Raw genomic sequence first — 20,309 nt, 5'->3', positions numbered from 1 at the left:
AACAGTCCGGGTATTCTTGAAGTATGGTATCGCGCACCGCTGTCATGACATTGCCCATCGTTGCCGCTCTCGCTCTTGCGGGCTGCTCGGGAACCGGTGGGGATCAAGCCGAAGCGACCCCTTCGGCATCTCAGGAGACCTCGACCTCCGCCGCCCCGTCCGAGACCGAGGCTGCCTCGGCCGAAGCATCGACCGAGGCCACCGGCTCAGATCCCAACACATCGAATGACGTGAAGGATCTGCCCGAGTACATCAAGCCGTACCCGGGTTCGGAAGTTCTCTCAGCTGCGACGGTCAAGGCTCATAACGACAAGGACAAGAAGCTGCCCGAACAGGTCAGCCTCGTCGTGCGCGCCAAGGCCGATGCCAAGGACATCTTCGCGTTCTACGAGAAGGAGCTCGGCAAGGCCGACTTCGAGCCCCTCGGCGAGGAGACGAAGACGAAGAGCGCCCGAGTGGTCAATTTCAAGCACAAGGACAATGACAGCGTCCTCGTCGTCACTGTCGCCGAGGATTCCGCTGACAAGGCGAATTCGATCGTGACCGTCGGCGGAAACATCGGTTCATGACCTCGCACCACTCAGCGACGCCCGGCGACGCCCCTGACTCCGCCGCGCCGGCCGGTACCGACACTGTCCCGTCCACCACGACAGGTGCGCTTCCTGCCCTCGTCGAGTCCCTCGACTCTCCGGAGACCATCGCCACCGCGGTGTCTGCCCAGCTGGAGGCGTTCCTCGCCGAGAAGGCCGCCGAGTTCGAAGCGATCTCCCCCGATGCGACAGCGATCGGCGAAGCACTCATCGAGTTCACCCGCGGCGGCAAGAGGATCCGTCCCGTCCTGCTGTGGTGGGGTTTCCAGCTCGCCGGCGGTGAGGTCCGCGCCGGCACGTCGAACGGTGCCCCTGCCGGTCCCATGACCGAGGCCTCTGCCGATGTCGCCGTCGGCCTGGCTCAGGCAGCCGGTTCGCTCGAGCTGCTCCACGCCGCCGCGCTCATCCACGATGACGTCATCGACAATTCGGACACCCGTCGCGGCCGGCCCGCCCTGCACCGTCAGTTCGAAGCCCGACATCGGACTTCGGGATTCCGCGGCGACGGCGCTTCCTTCGGCGTCTCCGCCTCCATTGTCATCGGCGATATCTGCCTGGCGCTGAGCGAGGAGCTCTTCGAGCGGTCGCAGGAGGTTCTGGGAGACAGCCGTTCGGCCCGTGAGCTGCGCGGAACCGTGCGCCGCGATGTCATGGTCGGCCAGTATCTCGATGTGCTCGCCGAGGTCATCCCCCTCGAAGACGAGCGGATCGCCGATCGTGCGTGGGAAGTGCTGAGCTTTAAGTCAGCAAAGTATTCGGTCGAACAGCCGCTCCTCCTCGGTGCGGCCCTGGCGGGAGCCGACTGTGTACTGCTTGAGGAGATCTCCGGTTTCGGACTTCCCCTCGGTCAGGCGTTCCAGCTGCGCGACGACGTCCTCGGCATCGCCGGTGATCCCGAGGCAACGGGCAAGCCTGCCGGGGACGATATCCGCGAAGGCAAACGCACAGTGCTCATTGCCGAGACTGCGGCCCGGATCTCGGCCGATCAGCTCGGGGTCCTCGCCTCCCGTCTGGGCGATCCGGATCTCACCGACACCGAGGTGGCCGAATGCGTTGACATGATCTCGGCCTCGGGCGGCCTCGCCGCCGTCGAATCCTTCATCGCGGACAAGCACGCCCACGCAGCGACGATCGTCGATACGTGGGCGGGAGGCGACGCCAGTGCAGTGCCAGCGGAAGGGTCGACCGCCTCGGCGCGGGTGCGCATCGGGTCGGCGGCGCAGGAGCGACTCAAGGGATTTGCGAAAGCGCTGAGCTACCGTTCCAGCTGAGCCCGGCAAAGCGCACGGGCTGAGCCCGTCAGATCAGAATGCGAGGGCCTGAGCGCGGCGGCGCACTTCCTTCTTGTTGCCGGCACGAAGCAGGTCGATGGGACGACCGGGCAGGGACTCGTCGTGGGTGAAGAGCCACACGATGGCCTCTTCATAGTCGAATCCGGCGTCATAGAGGGTATGCAGGGTGCCCTTGAGCGATTTGACGACCTCGCCGTCGACGAAGAAGGCCAACGGAACCCGCAGAACCTTCGGTGTGCCGATCTTGATTCCACAGATAGCGCCGTCTTCGAGCAGCCTGCGCACCTGGGAGATGCCGAGCCCGGTCATTTCGGCGATATCGGGCAGCGGGGCCCAGTCCTGGACGAGTTCTTCAGTATTCACGCCCTCAAGCGTAGCAATATTCGGCAGAAACACCCCGCCATGCGGTGCCGAATGCTCGGGTCGGGCCTGCCTACTCGTTAGGCTGGGGAGCGTAGCTTCCCCACTCGACATGAAGTCAACAGGTGACAGATGACACGACCGCGACGGCATGAGCCCGTCACCGCCGCTCCTGACATCCGCGCCGCATCGAAGGTGAATTCGACCGGTCCGATCCCAGGAGCCGAACGGGTCGACCCCGAAAACGAATCCCCCACCGAGGTGGCCCCCACCACCGACTCCCCCGACGAGGACGCACCGGCCGCCTCGGCGACAACGCAGGGACCGGGCTCCCCCGCGACCGCTGACGAGAACGCCACGTCCCATGACGAGAACGCGCCGGCCGCGACCACGGGACCGCAGTGGATCTCCGGCACCGCGAGTGCGACCGTGCCCGTCACCCACGGCGGTCGCACATATAAGGTCAAACAGGGCGACACCCTCTATGGGGTGGCCAGCAAGCACGGCGTCTCCGTGCCCGCATTGGCCGAGCTCAACCGCATCTCGCCGCGTCAGAATCTCCACCAGGGCCAGGTCCTGTCGCTGCCGGAGAAGAACGATCTGCCCGATGACGACCCCTCACACATCGTCGCTCCCGGCGAGACGCTGCAGGCAATAGCCGCACGGCACGGAATCTCACCGGCGACCCTACGGCAGGCCAATGCCATGGGCGACGACTCTTTCATCAAAGTCGGCGAACTGCTCCTGCTGCGCCCATCGCAGGCCCGCCCGCGTCGCACCGCCCCCGAAGCGCCGAGTGATATCCCCCGCGTCGCGGCCAGCGCACAGGTCGAGGGCATCCGACCATCAGTGCTCCACGCGGCGCGGCTCAACAAATCTACTCTGCTGCACCGTCGCCATCCGGCCCCGGCGCAGGCGAAGCTGCTCGTCGCCTCTCTGGCGCTCGAACTCGGCGCCGATCCCGCCCTTATGCAGGCAGTCGCCGCGCAGGAGTCCGGTTTCCAGCACACGACGGTCTCGGCCGGCAATGCGATCGGCATCATGCAGATCACTCCCCGCTCCGGTCGCTGGGCGTCCGATATCGTCGGCCGCGGACTCGACCTGCTCGACGTCGAGGACAATATCGTCGCCGGTACCGTCATCCTCGGCTGGCTCGTCGAAACCGCCGAATCGGAGAACGAAGCCATCGCCGGCTACTACCAGGACCTGCGCTCGGTCCACGCGGACGGACTGCTGCCGGAGACGAAGGCCTTCGTCCGCGCCGTCCAGGTGCAGCGTACACGTATGCAGGAGGCCCTGTGACCGCCCGCCGAGATCCCCGCATCGGCATGGTGCTCAATGACCGCTATCGCATCGATGCCAAGATCGCCCGCGGCGGTATGGCCATGGTCTACCGAGGCACCGACCTGCGTCTCGACCGTGAGATCGCGATCAAGGTCATGCACGAGCACCTCATCTCCGATGACACCTTCGTCGAACGCTTCCGTCGGGAGGCGATCAACGCAGGTCGCCTCACCCACCCGAACCTCGTGGCCATCCACGATCAGGCGCGCGACGGCGATATCGTCTACCTCGTCATGGAGCACCTGCCGTCGGTGACTCTGCGCCGTGAGCTCAAACACCGCAGCACCTTCACTCCCAGGCAGGCGATCGTCGTCCTCGACGCGATCCTCGCTGCACTGGAGGCCGTGCATTCGACGGGCATCATCCACCGTGACCTCAAGCCAGACAATGTGCTGCTGGGCACCGACGGTCAGGTCAAGCTCGCCGACTTCGGTCTGGCGCGTGCCGTGACCACGGCGACCACGACGAAGACCCTGATCGGCACCGTCGGCTATGTCGCTCCCGAGCTCGTCACCAGGGCCGGAGCAGATGCTCGCACCGATCTGTACACGGTCGGCATCATGTTCTACGAGATGCTCACCGGCGCTCAGCCCTATACCGACGATGTGCCCATCCAGGTCGCCTATCGCCACGTCCACGACACGGTTCCGCCGCCGTCTGACGTCGTAGCCCATCTGAGCCCGCGACTCGACGCACTCGTGCTGTGGGCGACGTCGAAGGATCCCGAGGATCGTCCGGCCGATGCCGCCGAATTCCGCCTGGCGTTGGCCGAAGCCCGAGCGGAGATGAGCGACGCCGAGCTCGACCTCGGAGATCCGCAGATCGCAGCAGGCGAGCACTCCCCCGTGCTCACCGCGAGCATCGACCTCGGCGAGGTGGCCCCGAAGGAGAAGCGCTCCCGCACCGACGAGATCCCGTACCTCGAAGGCGAAGAGGACGACGCAGCGGGTGCTCCTGATGCAGCTGATGATGCCGATGGTGACGACTCTTCCGCCGAGGCGGCAACCACGGATGGATCCGATGACGCCGATTCGGACGATGACTCGGACGAATCTGCCGGTGGCGCCATCGCCGCGGCCGGAGTCGGTGCGGCCGGTGCCGCTGCAGCAGCCAGTGCTGGCGCAGAAGGCAACTCCGCCGACGCTCAAGCTTCAGACGACGCGGCTTCCGACGACCATGCAGATGCCGACGAAACGGACGATTCCTCTGCAGAGGAGGACTCCGACGGCGAGCAGGAATCGAAGGATTCGGATTCCGACCGCGACGATGACGATGATCGGGACGGCAAGGACAAGGCCGCGGTCGTCGCTGGTTCCGCGGCCGCTTCGGCGGGGGCGCCCCCTGCCCGACGTCGTCGACGTCGGGTCCTCGTGGGTCTCGTCGCCGTGGTTGCCGTTCTCGCTTTGGTCGCGTGGTTCGTCGTGGCGAACCTGCCGGCTCCGACGTCCATCGTCCCCGGCGAGTTGGCGGGCAAGTCCGTGGAAGAAGTCACCACGCAGCTGGAGGACAACGACCTCAAGGCTGAGCCGAAGAAAGTCTTCGACGACAAGGTACCCGCCGGAACGGTCATCGGCACCGAACCTGTCAGCGGTGCAGAGCTCGCCCCCGACTCATCCGTCACGGTCGTCGTGTCCAAGGGTGAGGAGAAGTTCGCGGTCCCGAAGCTCGAAGGCCTGAGCCGCGACGAGGCAGAAGGCGCGCTGAAGAAGGTCAACCTCGAAGTCGGCAAGGTCGACGAGGAATACAGCGACACGGTCGCCGAGGACACCGTCATCTCGGCTTCGCAGAAGCCCGGGACGAAGCTGTCGAAGGGCGAGAAGATCGACCTCGTCCTCTCCAAGGGCGTCGCTCCGATCCCGGTTCCCAACGTCGAGGGTCTGACCTTTGATGCAGCGTATGCGACCCTGGCCAAGCGCGGGTTCCGCGTCGGCAAGGACGAGGTGTTCTCCGACGACGTTCCCAAGGGCAAGGTCGTCTCGCAGTTCCCGAAGAGCACCGAGGCGAAGCCCGCGAACTCGCTCATCATCGTCCGCGTGTCCAAGGGCAAGGAGAAGAGGGAAGAGTCCGACTCCAAGGACGACAAGAAGGACGAGAAGAAGGACGATTCCAAGGACAAGAAGTCCGACGATAAGAAGGACGAGGACAAAGACAAGTAGGACTCGTCAGCGATACGAGTGGCACGTCGGTCAGACGAGTGTCTTGTCAGTCATAAACGTGACTCATCAGTCACAGACAATTCCGGGGGCTCCGCAGAGATTCTGCGGAGCCCCCGGAATTGTCTGTGGCGGCTGTTACTTCCGGCGAGTGAGGTACTCGGCGACCTGGAACGCCATCTCCAGAGACTGATCGTGGTTGAGGCGCGGGTCGACGAGGGTCTCGTAGCGGCGCCGCAGACCTTCATCGTCGATCTCCGTGGCTCCGCCCATGATCTCGGTGACGTCATCGCCGGTGAGTTCGATATGCAGTCCGCCGGGGATCGTGCCCGCATCGCGGTGGGCGTTGAAGAATCCTTCGACCTCGGCCATGACGTCTTCGAAGCGCCGGGTCTTGTACCCGGTGTTCGAGGTGATCGTATTGCCGTGCATCGGGTCGCAGACCCAGGTCACGTGCGGCAGTCGGTCGCCGACCCCTGCCAGCAGAGCCGGCAGCGACTCGCCGATCTGTCCGGCACCCATGCGGGTGACGAAGGTCAGGCGGCCAGGTTCGGCATCCGGGTCGAGCTTCTCGGCCAAGGCCAGAGCGTCGTCGGCTGTGGCCGTGGGGCCGAGCTTGACGCCGATGGGGTTGCGCACCTTCGACAGGAAGTCGACGTGGGCACCGTCGATCTCGCGGGTGCGCTCACCGATCCACAGGAAGTGTCCGGACACGTCGTAGGCTTCGCCGGTGCGCGAATCGATGCGGGTCAATGCACGTTCGTACTCGAGCAGCAGCGCCTCGTGGGCGGCGTAGAACTCGGTGGTCTTGAGCGCATCGAAGTCGGCTCCGCAGGCATCCATGAAGCGGATGGCGCGGTCGATCTCGGCAGCGGTCTGTTCATAGCGCTGGTACCCGGGATTCGATGCGAGGAAGCCGCGGTTCCAATCGTGGACGAACCGCAGATCGGCGAAACCGCCCTGAGTGAACGCACGGATGAGGTTCAGAGTCGAGGCGGAGATATGGTACGCCTTGAGCAGACGCTCCGGATCGTGGCGGCGGGATTCCTCGGTGAACTCGTAGCCGTTGACGATGTCGCCGCGGAACGACGGCAGGGTGACTCCGTCGCGGGTCTCCATATCGGCCGACCGCGGCTTCGCGAACTGACCGGCCATGCGGCCGATCTTCACCACAGGCATCGATCCGCCGTAGGTGAGCACGGCCGCCATCTGCAGGACGGTCTGCACACGCGCCCGGATCTTATCCGCCTGGGCTCCGTCGAAGGATTCCGCGCAGTCGCCGCCTGCCAGGACGAACGCTTCTCCGCGCGAGGCGGCTGCGATCCGCTGTTTGAGCACATCGGCCTCACCCGCGAAGACCAGCGGAGGAGAGCTGCGCAGATCGGTGAGCACCTCGTCGAGCGCGGCACTGTCGAGATACGTCGGCTGCTGCTTCGGATCCATTTCGCGCCAGTCGTCGAGACCGCGGAGATTATCGTGACCGGCAGCGGCGATTTCTCTGTTGGACAGAACCGGATCTGTGTGGAGACTCACTGTTTCACTTTCATGTGTTTTCGGTGCCGGTCTCGAAGTCCTCGGCCGAGACGTTGTCGAGGAAGTCTCTGAATTGCGCGACTTCCTCTTCATCGGCCTCGGGGGCTTCGATTCCGGACTCTTCAAGCAATTGTGTTTCGACGTAGACGGGGCAGTGTGCTGTCAGCGCCAGAGTCACCGCGTCCGAGGGGCGCGCGGAGATCGACTTCCCGTCGTTCGTGTGCAGCTCGGCCAGGAAGATCTGGCCGTCCTTGCCGGTGATCGTCACGTCCTGCAGCTCAGCATCGTACGTCTCGAGGACATCGAGCAGCAGAGCATGTGCCATGGGACGGGGCGGGGTCAGCCCCCGCTGCGCGATCGACAGCGCATTGGCCTCGATCGCACCGACCCAGATCGGCAGATAGTACGCAGGTTCGCTGGCTTTGAGCAGCAGAATCGGTTGGTTGGCGGGCATTTCGATGCGGACGCCGACAACCTCGACTTCAACTTTTGACATTATCCCCCGGTCAGGAGCGCGGACGCTGCTGGAAGATCATTCGGAACTTGCCGATCTGCACATCGGCTCCGTTCTGCAGTTCGATGGAGTCGATGAGCTGACGACCCACATAGGTGCCGTTGAGCGAACCCGTGTCGCGCAGAGTGAAGCCGCTGGGCGTACGGACGAACTCGGCATGCTTGCGCGAGACGGTGACGTCATCGAGGAAGATGTCGGCGTTCGGGCTGCGGCCCACCGTGACCACGTCGGTGTCGAGCAGGATCTGCGAACCGGAGTCCGGTCCGGAGACGACGACGAGCAGAGCGTCGGCATCCTGCAGACCTTCAAGGTCGGGCACGGGGTGGATCTCTCCGGTGTGCGGATCCAGGATTCCCTGGAACTGCTGGCTGCCCGAATCGTTCATCGCATCCTGACCGCCGTTCGACGGCACGCCCTGTGGCTGACCGGACTGCGGCTGGCCCGACTGGGGTTGACCGGGCTGCGGCTGACCATACTGTCCGGGGCCAGGCTGACTGCCCTGCTGCTGGTTGGGATCGAACTGGCCATACTGGCCGGCACTGTTCGAACCGTACTGCTGCTGGCCGCCCTGCTGCGGATAGTTACCGTACTGCTGCTGGCCCTGGCTGCCCTGGGGCTGCGCAAACTGGCCAGCGCCGTTCGAACCGTACTGGTACTGACCTTGGCTGCCCTGCGGCTGGCCGCCTTGGGGCTGTCCGGATTGCGGCTGGCCGAAGTTCTGCGGCGCATTCTGGTTCTGCTGCTGATACTGCGGCTGCCCCTGGCTGCCCTGACCGTTTGCGGCATAGGGCTGGCTGGCCGGCTGGGGCGCGCCATAGTTCTGACCGTTGCCGTACTGCGGTGCCTGCGGAGCGCCGTTGGCCGGCTGTTGTCCGTAGGGAGGGGTATTGCCCTGGCCGTTCTGGTCGACCTGGGGGTTCATCCGAGTCGCCGACTCGTCACCGCCGTTGCCGCTGCCGGCACCGAACGGGAACTTCTTCGACTGCGGGACCTGTCCGTTGTCATACCAGGGCTGCGAGGGGGTCGGACGATTCTGATCGTGATTCTGCGACATTACGCCTCCTCGCTCTGAATGAGCTCTTTGTACGCCTCGCTGTCCATCAGCGATTCGAGCTGTGCGGGGTCACTGAGTTCGACGAGATACATCCACCCGTCTTCGAAGGGCGACGAGTTCACGGTCTCAGGTGAATCGTCGAGTGAGTCGTTGACCTCGGTGACGGTCCCCGACACAGGTGCAATCAGGTCAGAGACACTCTTCGTGCTCTCGACTTCGCCGCAGGACTCCCCTGCAGTGACCGAATCCCCGGCTTCAGGCAGGTCGACATAGACGACGTCACCCAGCTGTTCCTGGGCGAAATCAGTGATACCCACTCGGACTACTGCATTGTCATCCGTGGTCGCAACCCACTCATGGTCGCGCGAGTACCGCAAAGACACTGGATAATCCAGATCTGCCATGTCGACTCCTCTAGTTTGTCGGTGTACCAAGCATAGCGGCCTAGTCCACTTTCATAACAATCACGAAACGGAAATGTTACCGGGTCACCCTGTCAGGCATCAGCAAGTCCCGCTTCTTCGGTATCTACCTGGGATGATACCTGTTTTTCGAAGGTCACGGAACGCGGTTTTGGCAGTTGGCCGCCGATCGGTATAAGCTAGTTCTCGTTGCCCACGAGGGAGTACGGTAACGGGCTATGGCGCAGCTTGGTAGCGCGCTTCACTGGGGGTGAAGAGGTCGTGGGTTCAAATCCCGCTAGCCCGACCACCACATGTGTCGCCACTTCGATTGAAGCGAAGCAGCGGCACATTCTTCGTTTCCAGAACCATTCCGCGCTTCCGGCTGTCCCGAGGCCACCCACACCCAGCGCAGTCTCGAGCCCACCTCTCTGCCGTGCGCATTACCGAGCCCACTCGCACAGATTTCAGGCTCTGCGAACGTCCAGTCGGTTCGCCAATACCATCGTCAGAATGCCGACGAGAACGAGAACCCCGAGACCCCATCGCAGTCCGGCTCCGGTGGCGATGACTCCGACCAGCGGACTCGTCCCGAGGTAGCCGACCCGCATCAGCCAGTTAACGAGCGTCACTCCCCCGGCCCGTCCGACGCCGGGCAGACGGCCGGCGGCGCCGAGTGCGCCGGGCACGAGCGTCGCTGACCCGAAGCCGATCGCACCCATTGACACGAGCAGCAGGATCGGTTCCTGGGCTGAGACGATGCCGAATCCGCCGAGCGCGATGAGCCCGCCACCGAGTCGCGCGATCCGACCGGCCCCGAACCTCATCACGAGCGCGTCCCCGCTGAACCGTCCGAGGCATTGGCTGCCGATGACGATGCTGAAGGCGATCCCCGCCGAGGAGGCCGGAACGTCCGCGAACTCGACCGCAGACAGTCCCGCCCAGTTGTTCGCAATGTCTTCGACCGCGGCACCGCAGATCGCCACGATCGCCAAGGGCAGAGCCGCCAACAGGATCGCCCGCTTCGAACGCCCTGCAACCTCCTCTCCGCTGCTGCTCCCCTGTGAGGATTCGTCATCCGCGACCCGTCTCGGCGAAGCATAGCCGCCGATGAGTCGCCTGCCCACGATCGTGATGAGCACGGTCGCGACGCCGATGAGCGCCAACCACACTCGCATATCGGCACCCGCGCTGGCAGCCGCGGTTGCGGCGGCACCGCTGACCAGTCCGCCCAAGCTCCACAGCGCGTGCATCGATGACAGGATCGAGCGACCGGCCCATTTCTGCACGGTGATGCCGACGACGTTCTGCGCGACGTCGACGATCGCATCGCAGCACCCCAGCAGGAGCAGGCAGATCGCCATCATCACGCCGTTGACCGACCACGCCGTCGCCGAGGCGGCCACACCGAGCATCACTGTTCCGCCGATGACGACCCGGTGAGCTCCGAAGCGGGCGATGAGTGCAGCTGGCAGAGCCGAGGACAGCAGCGATCCGCCGGCGAAGCAGGCGACGACGAGTCCGAACTGCCAGGAGCTCAGGCCGAGCCGGTCGACCAACAGCGGATACCACGGCAGCAGCGCTGCGAACACGGCTCCGTTTCCGGTGAAGTACAGGCCGACTCCGGCAGCGACTCGCACGCCGCCGCCGTCTCCGCCATAACTGCGTCCGGCGTCACCGCGCGGACTCAGAGTCCCACCGCATCCGCACTGCGCGACTCAACTGTTCCGAGCATGTCGGCTCAGTCCGCCTTCACGACTTTCGCCGCTCGCAGGTCTCGACCGGCCTGTCCGAGGATCACGAGCGCGACCAGCACTCCGAGCAGGATCCACCACAGGGAACCGGTCATGAAGATGAGCACCAACGAGGCGAGGATCGGCACGAGGCGGCGCAGCGACCACCACACGTAGCCGCCGAAGCTCGGCATTGCCACGTTCGCCGAGTCCGCGACGGATTTGACCATGAAGTTCGGCCCGTTGCCGATGTAGGTGATGGCCCCACCCATGACGGCACCGAGCGAGACCGCGATGAGCAGGGTCTCGGGCACACCCGCCACCTTCGGTTCGCCCGGCACCTGAGCCGCCATCTCGAAGAAGGTGACATAGGTCGGAGCATTGTCGAGGACGGAGGAGAGACCGCCGGTGAAGATGAACAGAGAGATCTCGCCCAGCGGGATCTTGTGGGCGATCTGGCTGAGGTACTGCAGTGCCGGCATCATCGTGAGGAAGATGCCGATGAACAGCGCCCCGACCTCAAGGATCGGCGTCCACGTGAACTTGTTGAGGTTGAACCTGGCACCGCGGTCGCCGACGAGGAACGACGTCACCGCGGAGACGAACATGACGACCTCACGCCACGGCACATAGTCCGAGGCAGTCGAATGCCCCGTCTCGATCGCATGCATGTCGACCGACGGGATGAACGCGACGGCGATGATGATGATCGCCAGGAACAGCAGACCGCTGGCACCGCGCAGGCCGAGTTTCGTCGCATATTCGGCGTCCTTGGCCAGCGCTTCGGCCGGCTCCTTGGCGTACATCTTCGAGTCGAGGGCGAAGTAGCTGATGAGCAGCAGAGCGTTGACGAAGAGCCAGTACGGCCACAGCCCGAACGTCCATTCGAAGGGCACTCCGCGCAGCATGCCGAGGAACAGAGGCGGGTCACCCAGCGGCGTGAGCAGACCGCCGCAGTTCGCGACGATGAAGATCGTATAGATGACCGTGTGAGTGCGGTGCTTGCGGTCCTGGTTTGTGTTGAGGATCGGGCGGATGAGCAGCATCGCCGCACCAGTGGTGCCGATGAATGAGGCCAGCACGCCGCCGATGGCGAGGAAGATCGTGTTGTTCCGCGGTGTCGCCTTGATGTCGCCGACGAGGAAGATTCCTCCCGAAGCGACGAAGAGGCTGCCGATGAGCATGATGAATTGGAAGTACTCGAGCAGCGCGTGGATGACGGTCGTGGACTCCCCGCTGAACAGGAACCACACGGCGATCGGCACACCGAGGATGAGCGCGACGATGAGTTTGACGAGGTTGCGATCCCAGATCTTCTCCGTGGCCGGGATGAGCGGAAGCACCGCGATGCACCCGAGCAGCAGAACGAACGGAATGATGCTCCACCAGGCCACGACCATCCGGGGACTCCTTTACTCACTGTCGACGAGCAGTCTCGTCCTGTCGACGTTGACGCTGTCCCACTTTACTGAATTCGCCGAGGGCTCCGGACCACGGTCTGCCACACGGACGCTTTCGACCGTACGCATGCAAGCGCGCAGAGGCGACAGAGCAGATCGGTCAGTTCGCCGAGGCGGAGGTCGCCTCCTCGGCGGGAGTTCGATCCTTGCGCAGTCCGATGACCAGACCGATGATCGCGATGACGAAGACGAGACCGAGCCCGACGGTCAGCCCCGGTTCGGCCTGGTAGGCCTTGGCCACCGCTTTGAAGCCGAGGAATCCGACGGTCGAGTAGATGAGCGCCCACAGCGATCCGCCGACGGCGAGCGCCGGGACGTAGCGGCGGTATCGCATCCCCGTGGTTCCGGCGGCCAGATTGACCACTGTCTGCAGTCCGACGGTGAGGAAGCTCAGTGCCACGACGGGTGCCCCGAAACGGTCGATCGTATCCTCGGCGCGCCGGTATTTGGGTCCGGACATGATCTTCTCGACTCGGTCGAACTTGCGGATTCCTTTGCGGGCGAAACGTCCGAGGAGGAAGGTGCCGCCGGCCCGGACGATGATGATGCCGAACATGATCAGCCAGGTCACGGCGATCGGAAACGACCAGTCGAGCGGATTCATCGTTGAGATGCACTCCTCTCACTGGGCATATCCGCCGCGTCGACACGCCAGGGGTCTATGGATCGGTCAATCCCATGGTAGCCCCATTAGGTTAGGTTTCCCTCACCAGAAGATCGGTCGAGACCGATCTCACCCACCGAGGCGGCTGTGCCCTTGCGGACGTACGATCCGGGCGCACCGCCTCGGCGACGTTCCGATCCGCTCAGCCGCTCAGACGAGCTCACCGTCGAGGTAGACCGCGTTGACCCGGTTCTCGATTCCTCGGACGTCGGCAGTGCGCAGGTCACCGTCGATGACGACGAGGTCGGCCCGACCGCCCTCACCGAGGCGACCGACTCGATCGTCATCGAGCAGGCGAGCCGCCACGGAGGTCCCGGCGGCGAGCGCTTCCGTCGTGGACAGCCCCACCCCGGCCAGCAGGCTGATCTCCTCGAGGTTCTCACCGTGTGGGCCGACTCCGGCATCGGTGCCCAGCGCGATCGGGACTCCGGCTTCGTGGGCCCTGGCGATCGACTCCTGGTGTGCTGCGACGACGCGGTGGGCCTTGTCCACGACGGAGGCGGGCAGTCCGGCACCGGAGTCGGCGGCCTTGATGACGGCCTGGGGTGCCTGCAGAGTCGGGACGAGGAAGGTTCCGTGTTCGAGCATGAGGTCGATGGCTTCGTCGTCGAGGTAGATTCCGTGTTCGATCGTGCGCACCCCGGCGCGCACGGCATTCTTGATGCCCGGCGCCCCCTGGGCATGGGACATGACAGCGGCACCTTGGGCGGCCGCCTCGGCGACGATGACGGAGATCTCAGCCTCGGTGAACTGGGAGTGGCGCGGGTCGTCACGCGGGGAGAGCACTCCCCCGGTCGAGCAGATCTTGATGTGGTCGGCGCCGGCCCGCAGGAGCTCGCGAGTCTTCCTCTGCACCCCTTCGAGGCCGTCGGCGACTCCCGACGGCCGGCCCGGATGCGGTGCGAGGAACGGTGAGTCGGCTCCGGAGACGAGGTGGAAGTCTCCGTGCCCGCCCGTCTGGGACATGATGTTGACCGCGATCGTCATCCGCGGCCCGCGCACCACCCCGGTCTCCACGGCCACCTTCGCCCCGAGGTCGGTGCCGCCTGCGTCCCGTACGGTAGTGACTCCGCCTCTGAGGGTGGCTTCCATATTCGCCACCGAGTTGTAGAACTGCAGCGAGAACGGATCGTGGAAGTTCGAGGCGGCGGCTGCTCCGGAGCTCGTGAGGTGGACGTGGCAGTCGATGACTCCGGGAATGATCGTCATGCCCGTGCAGTCGATGTAGTCGTCTCCGGCGTTATGTGATCCCTGTCCTCCTTCGGCTACCGAGGCGATCCGTCCTCCGTCGATGACGACGTCCCGGGTGCCGGGCAGGAAACGGGTGCCGTCGAAGACGGTGGCGTGGGTGAGAACTGTGACCATGGGCGTGCTCCTCATCGTTGAAAATCAGCTGGTCGACCGCGGACGGCCGTCTCCTCACATCTATCACGGATACCCAGGTCATGACGATCAGGACTTCGTTTCGATCACAGACGCCCGCAGTGTGACGATCGCTGCTTCGCCGCGACGATGGCGACTGCGCTGTGACGATAACTGACGCGCCACGCCGATCGCACTCGCATCGTGACGATAGGATCATTGTCCGGGACCGGACGCGCTCTCGCGCCCCGACCTGTGTTCACGTCCGCGACACCTTACTGGGTTAGGGTCACCGGCGATGCCGGTCGGCCCGGCATCAGTCAGCTCCCGATCGACCCGGAAGACCCGTGAGAGAATTCGCACCGCAGTTCCCGTCCCCCTTACGGCCCCGTGAGGACCGCACCCTCATCGACGTCCTCCTCGAGTCGGCTGCTGCCAATCCCGATCAGCCTGCCCTCGATGACGGCACTCGGGTGCTCAGCTACTCAGAGCTCATCATTGCGATCCGCGATCTCGCACTGGAGATGGCCGAAGCGGGCATCGGCCCCGGTGACAAGGTCGGCATTCGTGTCCCCTCGGGTTCGGTGGACCTGTATCTGACGATCCTCGCGACTCTCATGCTCGGCGCGGCCTACGTTCCCGTCGACGTCGACGACCCGGATGAGCGGGCGCGCACCGTTTTCACCGAGGCGGCCGTGACCGGAGTGGTCACCGCCGGACCACACATCGAGTCCCGCACCGAGCGCGGACCACGCAGCCGGTCTGAGCTGCGTTCCCCCACCCCCGATGACGACTGCTGGGTGATCTTCACCTCCGGTTCGACGGGCACTCCGAAGGGCGTGGCCGTCACCCACCGTTCGGCTGCGGCCTTCGTCGATGCCGAGGCGGCCCTGTTCTGCGCCGAGGACCCGCTGGGTCCCGGCGACCGCGTCCTGGCCGGCCTGTCCGTGGCCTTCGATGCCAGCTGTGAGGAGATGTGGTTGGCCTGGCGGCACGGTGCGTGCCTCGTCCCCGCCCCGCGAGCACTGGTGAAGTCCGGAATGGATCTGGGGCCGTGGCTGTCGTCGCGGCAGATCACCGTCGTCTCGACCGTGCCGACCTTGGCCGCTCTGTGGCCGGCGGAGAGCCTCGACGATGTCCGCCTCCTCATCTTCGGCGGTGAAGCGTGTCCGCCCGAGCTCGGACGTCGGCTCAGCGACGACGACCGTGAAGTGTGGAACACCTACGGCCCCACCGAGGCGACCGTCGTCGCGTGTGCGGCCAAGCTCGATGGATCCTTGCCGGTGCGCATCGGCCTGCCGCTCAAGGGTTGGACTCTGGCCGTCGTCGATGCCGAGGGTGTGCCCGTCGCCGAGGGTGAGACCGGTGAGCTCATCATCGGCGGAGTCGGGCTGGCCCGCTATCTCGATGCGGCCAAGGACGCCGAGAAGTTCGCCCCCATGCCGAGCCTCGGCTGGGACCGGGCGTATCGGTCCGGCGATCTCGTCATCAATGATCCGGCCGGGCTGATCTTCGTCGGTCGTGCCGATGAGCAGATCAAGCTCGGGGGCCGGCGCATCGAACTCGGCGAGATCGATACGGCTCTGCAGGCTCTGCCCGGTGTCGAAGGCGCTGCCGCCGCGGTGAAGAAGACCGCGGCCGGCACGGACGTCCTCATCGGCTACCTCGCGCCCGGCGCCGGTTCCGTCGAGGCCGACCTTCCCAGCTGGGAGGCTCGCCTGCGTGACGAACTGCCGGCCGCACTTGTTCCCCGTCTGGCCCTCGTCGAGGATCTGCCTACGAAGACCTCCGGCAAGGTTGACCGCAACGCCCTGCCCTGGCCGCTGACCGGCGAGGCCGAGGCGGGTGGGTCCGATGAGGTCTTCGACGAGGATATGGAGTGGGTCGCCGGGCAATGGGCCGCGGTCCTCGGTGCCCGACCGGGCAGCGACACGGACTTCTTCACCGCCGGCGGCGGCTCGCTCGGCGCCGCTCAGCTCGTGTCCCGACTGCGCACCCGCCATCCCAGCGTCACCGTCGGCGATATCTACGCGCATCCGCGCTTCGGCGCCCTGGCCAAGCTCTGCCTCGGCGAGGAAGGGTCCGGCATCGGACCGTCGGGACCGAAGCGCACGATCACACGGACCTCCCGGGGGATGCAAGCCTTCCAGGTTCTGCTCGGGATTCCGGTGCACATCCTCGGCGGGATCAGGTGGGTCGTGCTGGCGATGCTCGCGGCCGATATCGGTGTCGGCCTCGGCGCGGACCTGCCGTTCACGCCGTGGCCGGTCCTGCTCGTCCTCTTCCTCGTCTTCGTCACCGCGTGGGGGCGGATGCTCATCTCCGCGGGCGCGGCACGCCTGCTCATGATCGGAATCCGGCCAGGTGTCTATCCGCGCTCGGGGTGGGTGCACAAGCGGCTGTGGCTGGCCGAGCACATCGCGGACCTCGCCGCTGCGGTCTCGGTGGCGAGCGCGCCCTGGGTGACCTGGTATGCGAAGCTTCTGGGCAATCGGATCGGGTCCGATGCCGATCTGCACTCGGTTCCGCCGGTGACTGGCTTCCTCACCCTCGGCGAGGGTGCGGCGGTCGAACCGGAGGTCGATCTCAAGGGCTGGTGGGTCGACGGCGATCTGCTGCGCATCGGACGCATCGATGTCGCCCGCAATGCCACGATCGGTGCCCGGTCAACGCTCATGCCCGGCGCCGAGGTGGGGGTCGGGGCCCTCGTCGAACCCGGATCCGCGGTGACCGGTCGGGTGCGGAAGAACCAGATCTATTCGGGGTCGCCGGCCGTGCGGGTCGGGAAGGCGAAGAAGTCCTGGCCGGATCCCCCGCCTCGGCGTCGTCTGCCTTTTCTGTTCTATGCCGTCGGGTCGCAGATCAATGCGCTGCTGCCGTACCTTGCGGTGGTTCCGGGTGTGGCGATTATGCTCGGGGTCTCCGGGATCGAGGTCGTCGAGTCTTCCTGGCTGATGGTGGCGTGGTCACCTGTGGTCGCGTGCCTGTGGTTCCTCACCACCGCACTGCTCGTCCTCGTGTCCGTGCGGATTCTGGCGATCGGGATGGAAGAGGGAGAGTTCCCCGTCCGGTCGGCCCGCGGCTACCGGGTATGGGCGACGGAGCGGCTGCTCGACATGGCCCGGGATCTCCTGTTTCCCCTCTATGCGTCGATGCTCACCCCATGGTGGCTGCGCCTCCTGGGTGCGAAGGTGGGGCCTGGTACAGAGATCTCGACGGTCGTCTTCGTTCCGAAGATGACGACGATCGCGGCCGGTGCCTTCCTTGCTGATGACACCATGGTCGCCAGCTACGAACTCGGGCACGGCTGGATGCGCGCCGGTCGTGCGAAGGTCGGCAAACGCGCGTTTCTCGGCAACTCGGGAATCGCCTCCCCTGGCCGCAGGGTACCGAAGAACTCCCTCGTCGCAGTGCTCTCTGCGGCACCGGCGAAGGCGAAGAAGGGATCGTCGTGGCTCGGCTCTCCCCCGGTGCAGCTGCGCCGCGCCGCCGTGGAATCCGACGAGTCACTCACCTACTCCCCGGCCTTCGCGGTCAAGGCCGCCCGTGCCTTCTGGGAGACGCTGCGGATCTCGTCGATCATCGCAGGCGGCGTGCTCATCACCGGGGTCGTCCTCACCATCTGGTTCTTCCTCGGGTTGCCGGGCGGAGTGGCCGCACAGTCGACGACGTTCTTCGCCTCGGTGCTGCTGGCCCTGCTCACCTCGGGGATCGTGATGATGGCCGCTGGTGCCGTGGCGGCGGGATTGGCCGTGGCCGCGAAATGGATCCTCGCTGGTCCCATCCGTGCCGGAGAACATCCCCTGTGGTCATCATTCATCTGGCGCAATGAGGTCGCCGACTGCTTCGTCGAACTCGTGGCCGCACCCTGGTTTGCGCGAAATGCCGTGGGCACGCCAGCGATCGTGTGGTACCTGCGGGCGATGGGAGCGAAGATCGGCCATGGAGTGTGGTGCGAGTCGTACTGGCTTCCGGAGGCCGACCTCGTCCGCCTCGGGGACAATTCGACGGTCAACCGCGGTTGTGTGGTCCAGACTCACCTGTTCCACGATCGGGTGATGAGCCTCGACACCGTTCAGCTCGATTCCGGTGCCACCTTGGGGCCCAACAGCGTCATCCTGCCGGCATCCACGCTGGGCGAGAACGCCACTGTGGGACCGACGTCGCTGGTCATGCGCGGCGAGTTCGTGCCGGCCCATGCCTACTTCAGCGGCAATCCTGTCATACCCTGGGTGGATGCCCCAGAACTTCCCGCACTCGAAGAAGAAGGCCGAGACGGACAAGTCCGCGACGGCGCCGGCCGCGAGGAAGACGGCCACGGCGAAGTCCGATCGAGGCGATCACATGCTTGATACCTATACGCAGGGGGTCGGCAGCGCGGACCTTCATATCGACCACTACGATCTCGACCTCGACTACCGGATCGGCCCGAACCGGCTCTCGGCCAGGGCCGTGCTCAAGGGCCGGGTGCTCACGGACACCTCTGCGATCGTCCTCGACCTCACGGGGCTGCGGGTGACCAAGGCCAGCGTCAACGGCAGGAAGGCCCGTTTCGCCTCTCGAGGGAAGAAGCTGCGACTGACCACCCCGGCGCTGAAGAGCGACCAGCCGGTGGTCATCGACATCGGCTACGCGGGCAACCCGGAACCGGCGATCGGGACCTGGGGCGACATCGGCTGGGAGGAGCTCGAAGACGGGGTGCTCGTGGCCGGCCAGCCCGTGGGTGCTTCGACCTGGTTCCCGTGCAATGACCATCCCTCGAACAAAGCGCAGTACAGGATCTCCGTGCTCGTCGAGTCCGAGTACACGGTGGTCTCCAACGGGTCTCTGACGAAGAAGACGCGCAAGGCCGGGCGGACCCGCTGGACCTATGAGTCGACGACTCCCCTGGCGACCTATCTGGCGACTGTGCAGATCGGGCGCTACAAATACGGGCAGATCCCGCTGAGTTCCCGGGCGACGCGGTTCGGTGCAGCGATGCTCGGCGCGGCGAAGGATGCTGCCGCCGGATCGGCCAGAGACGCCCTGTCGAGTGCGGCCCGAGGAGTCGCCGGCGCCGCCGGCACGGACGTGTCTGTCCACGAGGCATCGGGCAGACGCACGACGCACAGCCGCACCGAGTCCCCCGTTCCCCTCGGCGTCTATGCCGGCGATCATTGGGATGTCGCCGTCGAACGCCTCGGTGTCCAGCACGGAATGATGAACCTGTTCATCGAATGCTTCGGCCCCTACCCGTTCGACGTCTACGACGTGGTCGTGACCGATGACGTGCTCGAGATCCCGCTCGAGTCGCAGCCGCTGTCCGTGCTCGGTCCCAATCATCTGGGGCCCGAGTGGGAGGCCGAGCGCCTCATGGCACACGAGATGGCTCACCAGTGGTTCGGGAACTCGCTCACGCCGTCGCGGTGGAAGGACATCTGGCTCAACGAGGGCTTCGCCTGCTACGCGGAGTGGCTGTGGTCGGAGGAGTCCGGGCGTGCGAGTGCCGATGAGCGTGCGCGTCAGTGGTGGGAGGATCTGTCCGCTCAGCCCCAGGACATTCTGCTCGGCGACCCGGGCGGGCCGGATATGTTCGACGACCGCGTATACAAGCGCGGCGCCCTGTGTCTGCACGCTCTGCGCCTCGAGCTCGGCGATGCGGACTTCTTCACGGCTATCGGTGAGTGGACGAAGCGCTGCCGTCACTCGTCGGTGAGCACAGAGGAGTTCATCCGCTGTGTCTCCGATGTGGCAGAGCGCGACATCGCCGAGGCGGTCCGCCCCTGGCTCGAGGAGCTGGAGCTCCCGCAGCTCCCGCAGCTGCCGTAGTGGCCGGGGTGGCCGGGATGCGGTTCTGCCGAGAGAGTTCG

Annotated in this window: 15 protein-coding genes and 1 tRNA gene; 7 read left to right on the top strand and 9 right to left on the bottom strand. The window is 65.4% G+C overall.

Annotation, left to right across the window (positions count from 1 at the left end; all coding sequences use genetic code 11):
* Positions 1-23 precede the first annotated feature (23 nt).
* Together BLU88_RS09715 and BLU88_RS09710 are read left to right on the top strand one after the other, a co-directional pair.
* Positions 24-569, top strand: coding sequence for a hypothetical protein (locus tag BLU88_RS09715; RefSeq protein ID WP_231939345.1), 546 nt, complete (start codon positions 24-26; stop codon positions 567-569).
* Positions 566-1,861: a polyprenyl synthetase family protein gene (locus BLU88_RS09710; RefSeq protein ID WP_092013015.1), complete on the top strand. Its 1,296-nt coding sequence runs from the start codon at positions 566-568 to the stop codon at positions 1,859-1,861. The genes BLU88_RS09715 and BLU88_RS09710 overlap by 4 nt, the downstream gene beginning before the upstream one ends.
* Positions 1,862-1,894: 33 nt before the next feature.
* On the opposite strand, the gene BLU88_RS09705 is transcribed toward BLU88_RS09710, so the two are convergent.
* Complete coding sequence (locus tag BLU88_RS09705) at positions 1,895-2,245, bottom strand: Rv2175c family DNA-binding protein (RefSeq protein WP_092013012.1); 351 nt, start codon at positions 2,243-2,245, stop codon at positions 1,895-1,897.
* 129 nt (positions 2,246-2,374) lie between these two features.
* Between BLU88_RS09705 and BLU88_RS09700 the strand changes: the two genes are divergently transcribed.
* Positions 2,375-3,544: a lytic transglycosylase gene (locus BLU88_RS09700; RefSeq protein WP_092013009.1), complete on the top strand. Its 1,170-nt coding sequence runs from the start codon at positions 2,375-2,377 to the stop codon at positions 3,542-3,544.
* Positions 3,541-5,742 (top strand): protein kinase domain-containing protein, encoded by a 2,202-nt coding sequence (locus BLU88_RS09695; protein ID WP_092013005.1) that lies wholly within the window; start codon positions 3,541-3,543, stop codon positions 5,740-5,742. Before BLU88_RS09700 ends, BLU88_RS09695 begins: the two co-directional genes overlap by 4 nt.
* A 135-nt stretch (positions 5,743-5,877) precedes the next feature.
* Here BLU88_RS09695 and BLU88_RS09690 read toward each other — a convergent pair whose 3' ends face one another.
* The 4 genes from BLU88_RS09690 to gcvH are packed head-to-tail and all read right to left on the bottom strand — an operon-like array spanning position 5,878 to position 9,244.
* Complete coding sequence (locus BLU88_RS09690) at positions 5,878-7,272, bottom strand: class II 3-deoxy-7-phosphoheptulonate synthase (protein WP_092013002.1); 1,395 nt, start codon at positions 7,270-7,272, stop codon at positions 5,878-5,880.
* Positions 7,273-7,282: 10 nt separating this feature from the next.
* Complete coding sequence (locus tag BLU88_RS09685; protein ID WP_092012999.1) at positions 7,283-7,768, bottom strand: bifunctional nuclease family protein; 486 nt, start codon at positions 7,766-7,768, stop codon at positions 7,283-7,285.
* A gap of 10 nt (positions 7,769-7,778) precedes the next feature.
* Positions 7,779-8,840 carry an FHA domain-containing protein gene (locus BLU88_RS19025; protein ID WP_092012996.1) on the bottom strand — a complete coding sequence of 354 codons (1,062 nt, stop codon included), beginning with the start codon at positions 8,838-8,840 and terminating at the stop codon, positions 7,779-7,781.
* A complete protein-coding gene (gcvH, locus tag BLU88_RS09675) occupies positions 8,840-9,244 on the bottom strand; it encodes a glycine cleavage system protein GcvH (protein WP_092012993.1) in 405 nt (134 codons plus the stop codon). Before gcvH ends, BLU88_RS19025 begins: the two co-directional genes overlap by 1 nt.
* Positions 9,245-9,474: 230 nt before the next feature.
* Between gcvH and BLU88_RS09670 the strand changes: the two genes are divergently transcribed.
* Positions 9,475-9,551: transfer RNA gene (locus BLU88_RS09670), tRNA-Pro, on the top strand.
* Between the two features lie 157 nt (positions 9,552-9,708).
* On the opposite strand, the gene BLU88_RS09665 is transcribed toward BLU88_RS09670, so the two are convergent.
* The 4 genes from BLU88_RS09665 to BLU88_RS09650 form a co-directional block, all read right to left on the bottom strand.
* Positions 9,709-10,881: an MFS transporter gene (locus tag BLU88_RS09665; RefSeq protein WP_092012990.1), complete on the bottom strand. Its 1,173-nt coding sequence runs from the start codon at positions 10,879-10,881 to the stop codon at positions 9,709-9,711.
* A gap of 101 nt (positions 10,882-10,982) precedes the next feature.
* Entirely contained in the window at positions 10,983-12,374 is a 1,392-nt protein-coding gene (locus tag BLU88_RS09660) for a sodium:proton antiporter (protein WP_092012987.1), read from the bottom strand.
* 160 nt (positions 12,375-12,534) lie between these two features.
* Entirely contained in the window at positions 12,535-13,038 is a 504-nt protein-coding gene (locus tag BLU88_RS09655) for a DedA family protein (RefSeq protein WP_092012984.1), read from the bottom strand.
* A 210-nt stretch (positions 13,039-13,248) separates the two neighbouring features.
* The gene (locus BLU88_RS09650; protein WP_092012981.1) at positions 13,249-14,463 is read right to left on the bottom strand and encodes a metal-dependent hydrolase family protein; all 1,215 of its coding nucleotides are present in this window, start codon (positions 14,461-14,463) and stop codon (positions 13,249-13,251) included.
* Positions 14,464-14,807: 344 nt separating this feature from the next.
* Between BLU88_RS09650 and BLU88_RS09645 the strand changes: the two genes are divergently transcribed.
* Positions 14,808-18,812, top strand: coding sequence for a Pls/PosA family non-ribosomal peptide synthetase (locus BLU88_RS09645; RefSeq protein ID WP_092012978.1), 4,005 nt, complete (start codon positions 14,808-14,810; stop codon positions 18,810-18,812).
* A complete protein-coding gene (locus BLU88_RS18695; RefSeq protein WP_407922827.1) occupies positions 18,697-20,268 on the top strand; it encodes a M1 family metallopeptidase in 1,572 nt (523 codons plus the stop codon). Before BLU88_RS09645 ends, BLU88_RS18695 begins: the two co-directional genes overlap by 116 nt.
* Positions 20,269-20,309 lie beyond the last annotated feature (41 nt).

Source organism: Brevibacterium siliguriense (genome assembly GCF_900105315.1).
GTDB lineage: Bacteria > Actinomycetota > Actinomycetes > Actinomycetales > Brevibacteriaceae > Brevibacterium > Brevibacterium siliguriense.
Note: the sequence above shows the minus strand (reverse complement) of the source record. Positions and strands in the feature narration are given on the sequence as shown.

What these genes read in the sequence shown, in the direction of transcription:
- BLU88_RS09715 (WP_231939345.1), top strand. Translation starts at nt 24, where the DNA reads ATGGTATCGCGCACCGCTGTCATGACATTGCCCATCGTTGCCGCTCTC.
- BLU88_RS09710 (WP_092013015.1), top strand. Translation starts at nt 566, where the DNA reads ATGACCTCGCACCACTCAGCGACGCCCGGCGACGCCCCTGACTCCGCC.
- BLU88_RS09700 (WP_092013009.1), top strand. Translation starts at nt 2,375, where the DNA reads ATGACACGACCGCGACGGCATGAGCCCGTCACCGCCGCTCCTGACATC.
- BLU88_RS09685 (WP_092012999.1), bottom strand. Translation starts at nt 7,768, where the DNA reads ATGTCAAAAGTTGAAGTCGAGGTTGTCGGCGTCCGCATCGAAATGCCC.
- BLU88_RS19025 (WP_092012996.1), bottom strand. Translation starts at nt 8,840, where the DNA reads ATGTCGCAGAATCACGATCAGAATCGTCCGACCCCCTCGCAGCCCTGG.
- gcvH (WP_092012993.1), bottom strand. Translation starts at nt 9,244, where the DNA reads ATGGCAGATCTGGATTATCCAGTGTCTTTGCGGTACTCGCGCGACCAT.
- BLU88_RS09660 (WP_092012987.1), bottom strand. Translation starts at nt 12,374, where the DNA reads ATGGTCGTGGCCTGGTGGAGCATCATTCCGTTCGTTCTGCTGCTCGGG.
- BLU88_RS09655 (WP_092012984.1), bottom strand. Translation starts at nt 13,038, where the DNA reads ATGAATCCGCTCGACTGGTCGTTTCCGATCGCCGTGACCTGGCTGATC.
- BLU88_RS09650 (WP_092012981.1), bottom strand. Translation starts at nt 14,463, where the DNA reads ATGGTCACAGTTCTCACCCACGCCACCGTCTTCGACGGCACCCGTTTC.
- BLU88_RS18695 (WP_407922827.1), top strand. Translation starts at nt 18,697, where the DNA reads ATGCCCCAGAACTTCCCGCACTCGAAGAAGAAGGCCGAGACGGACAAG.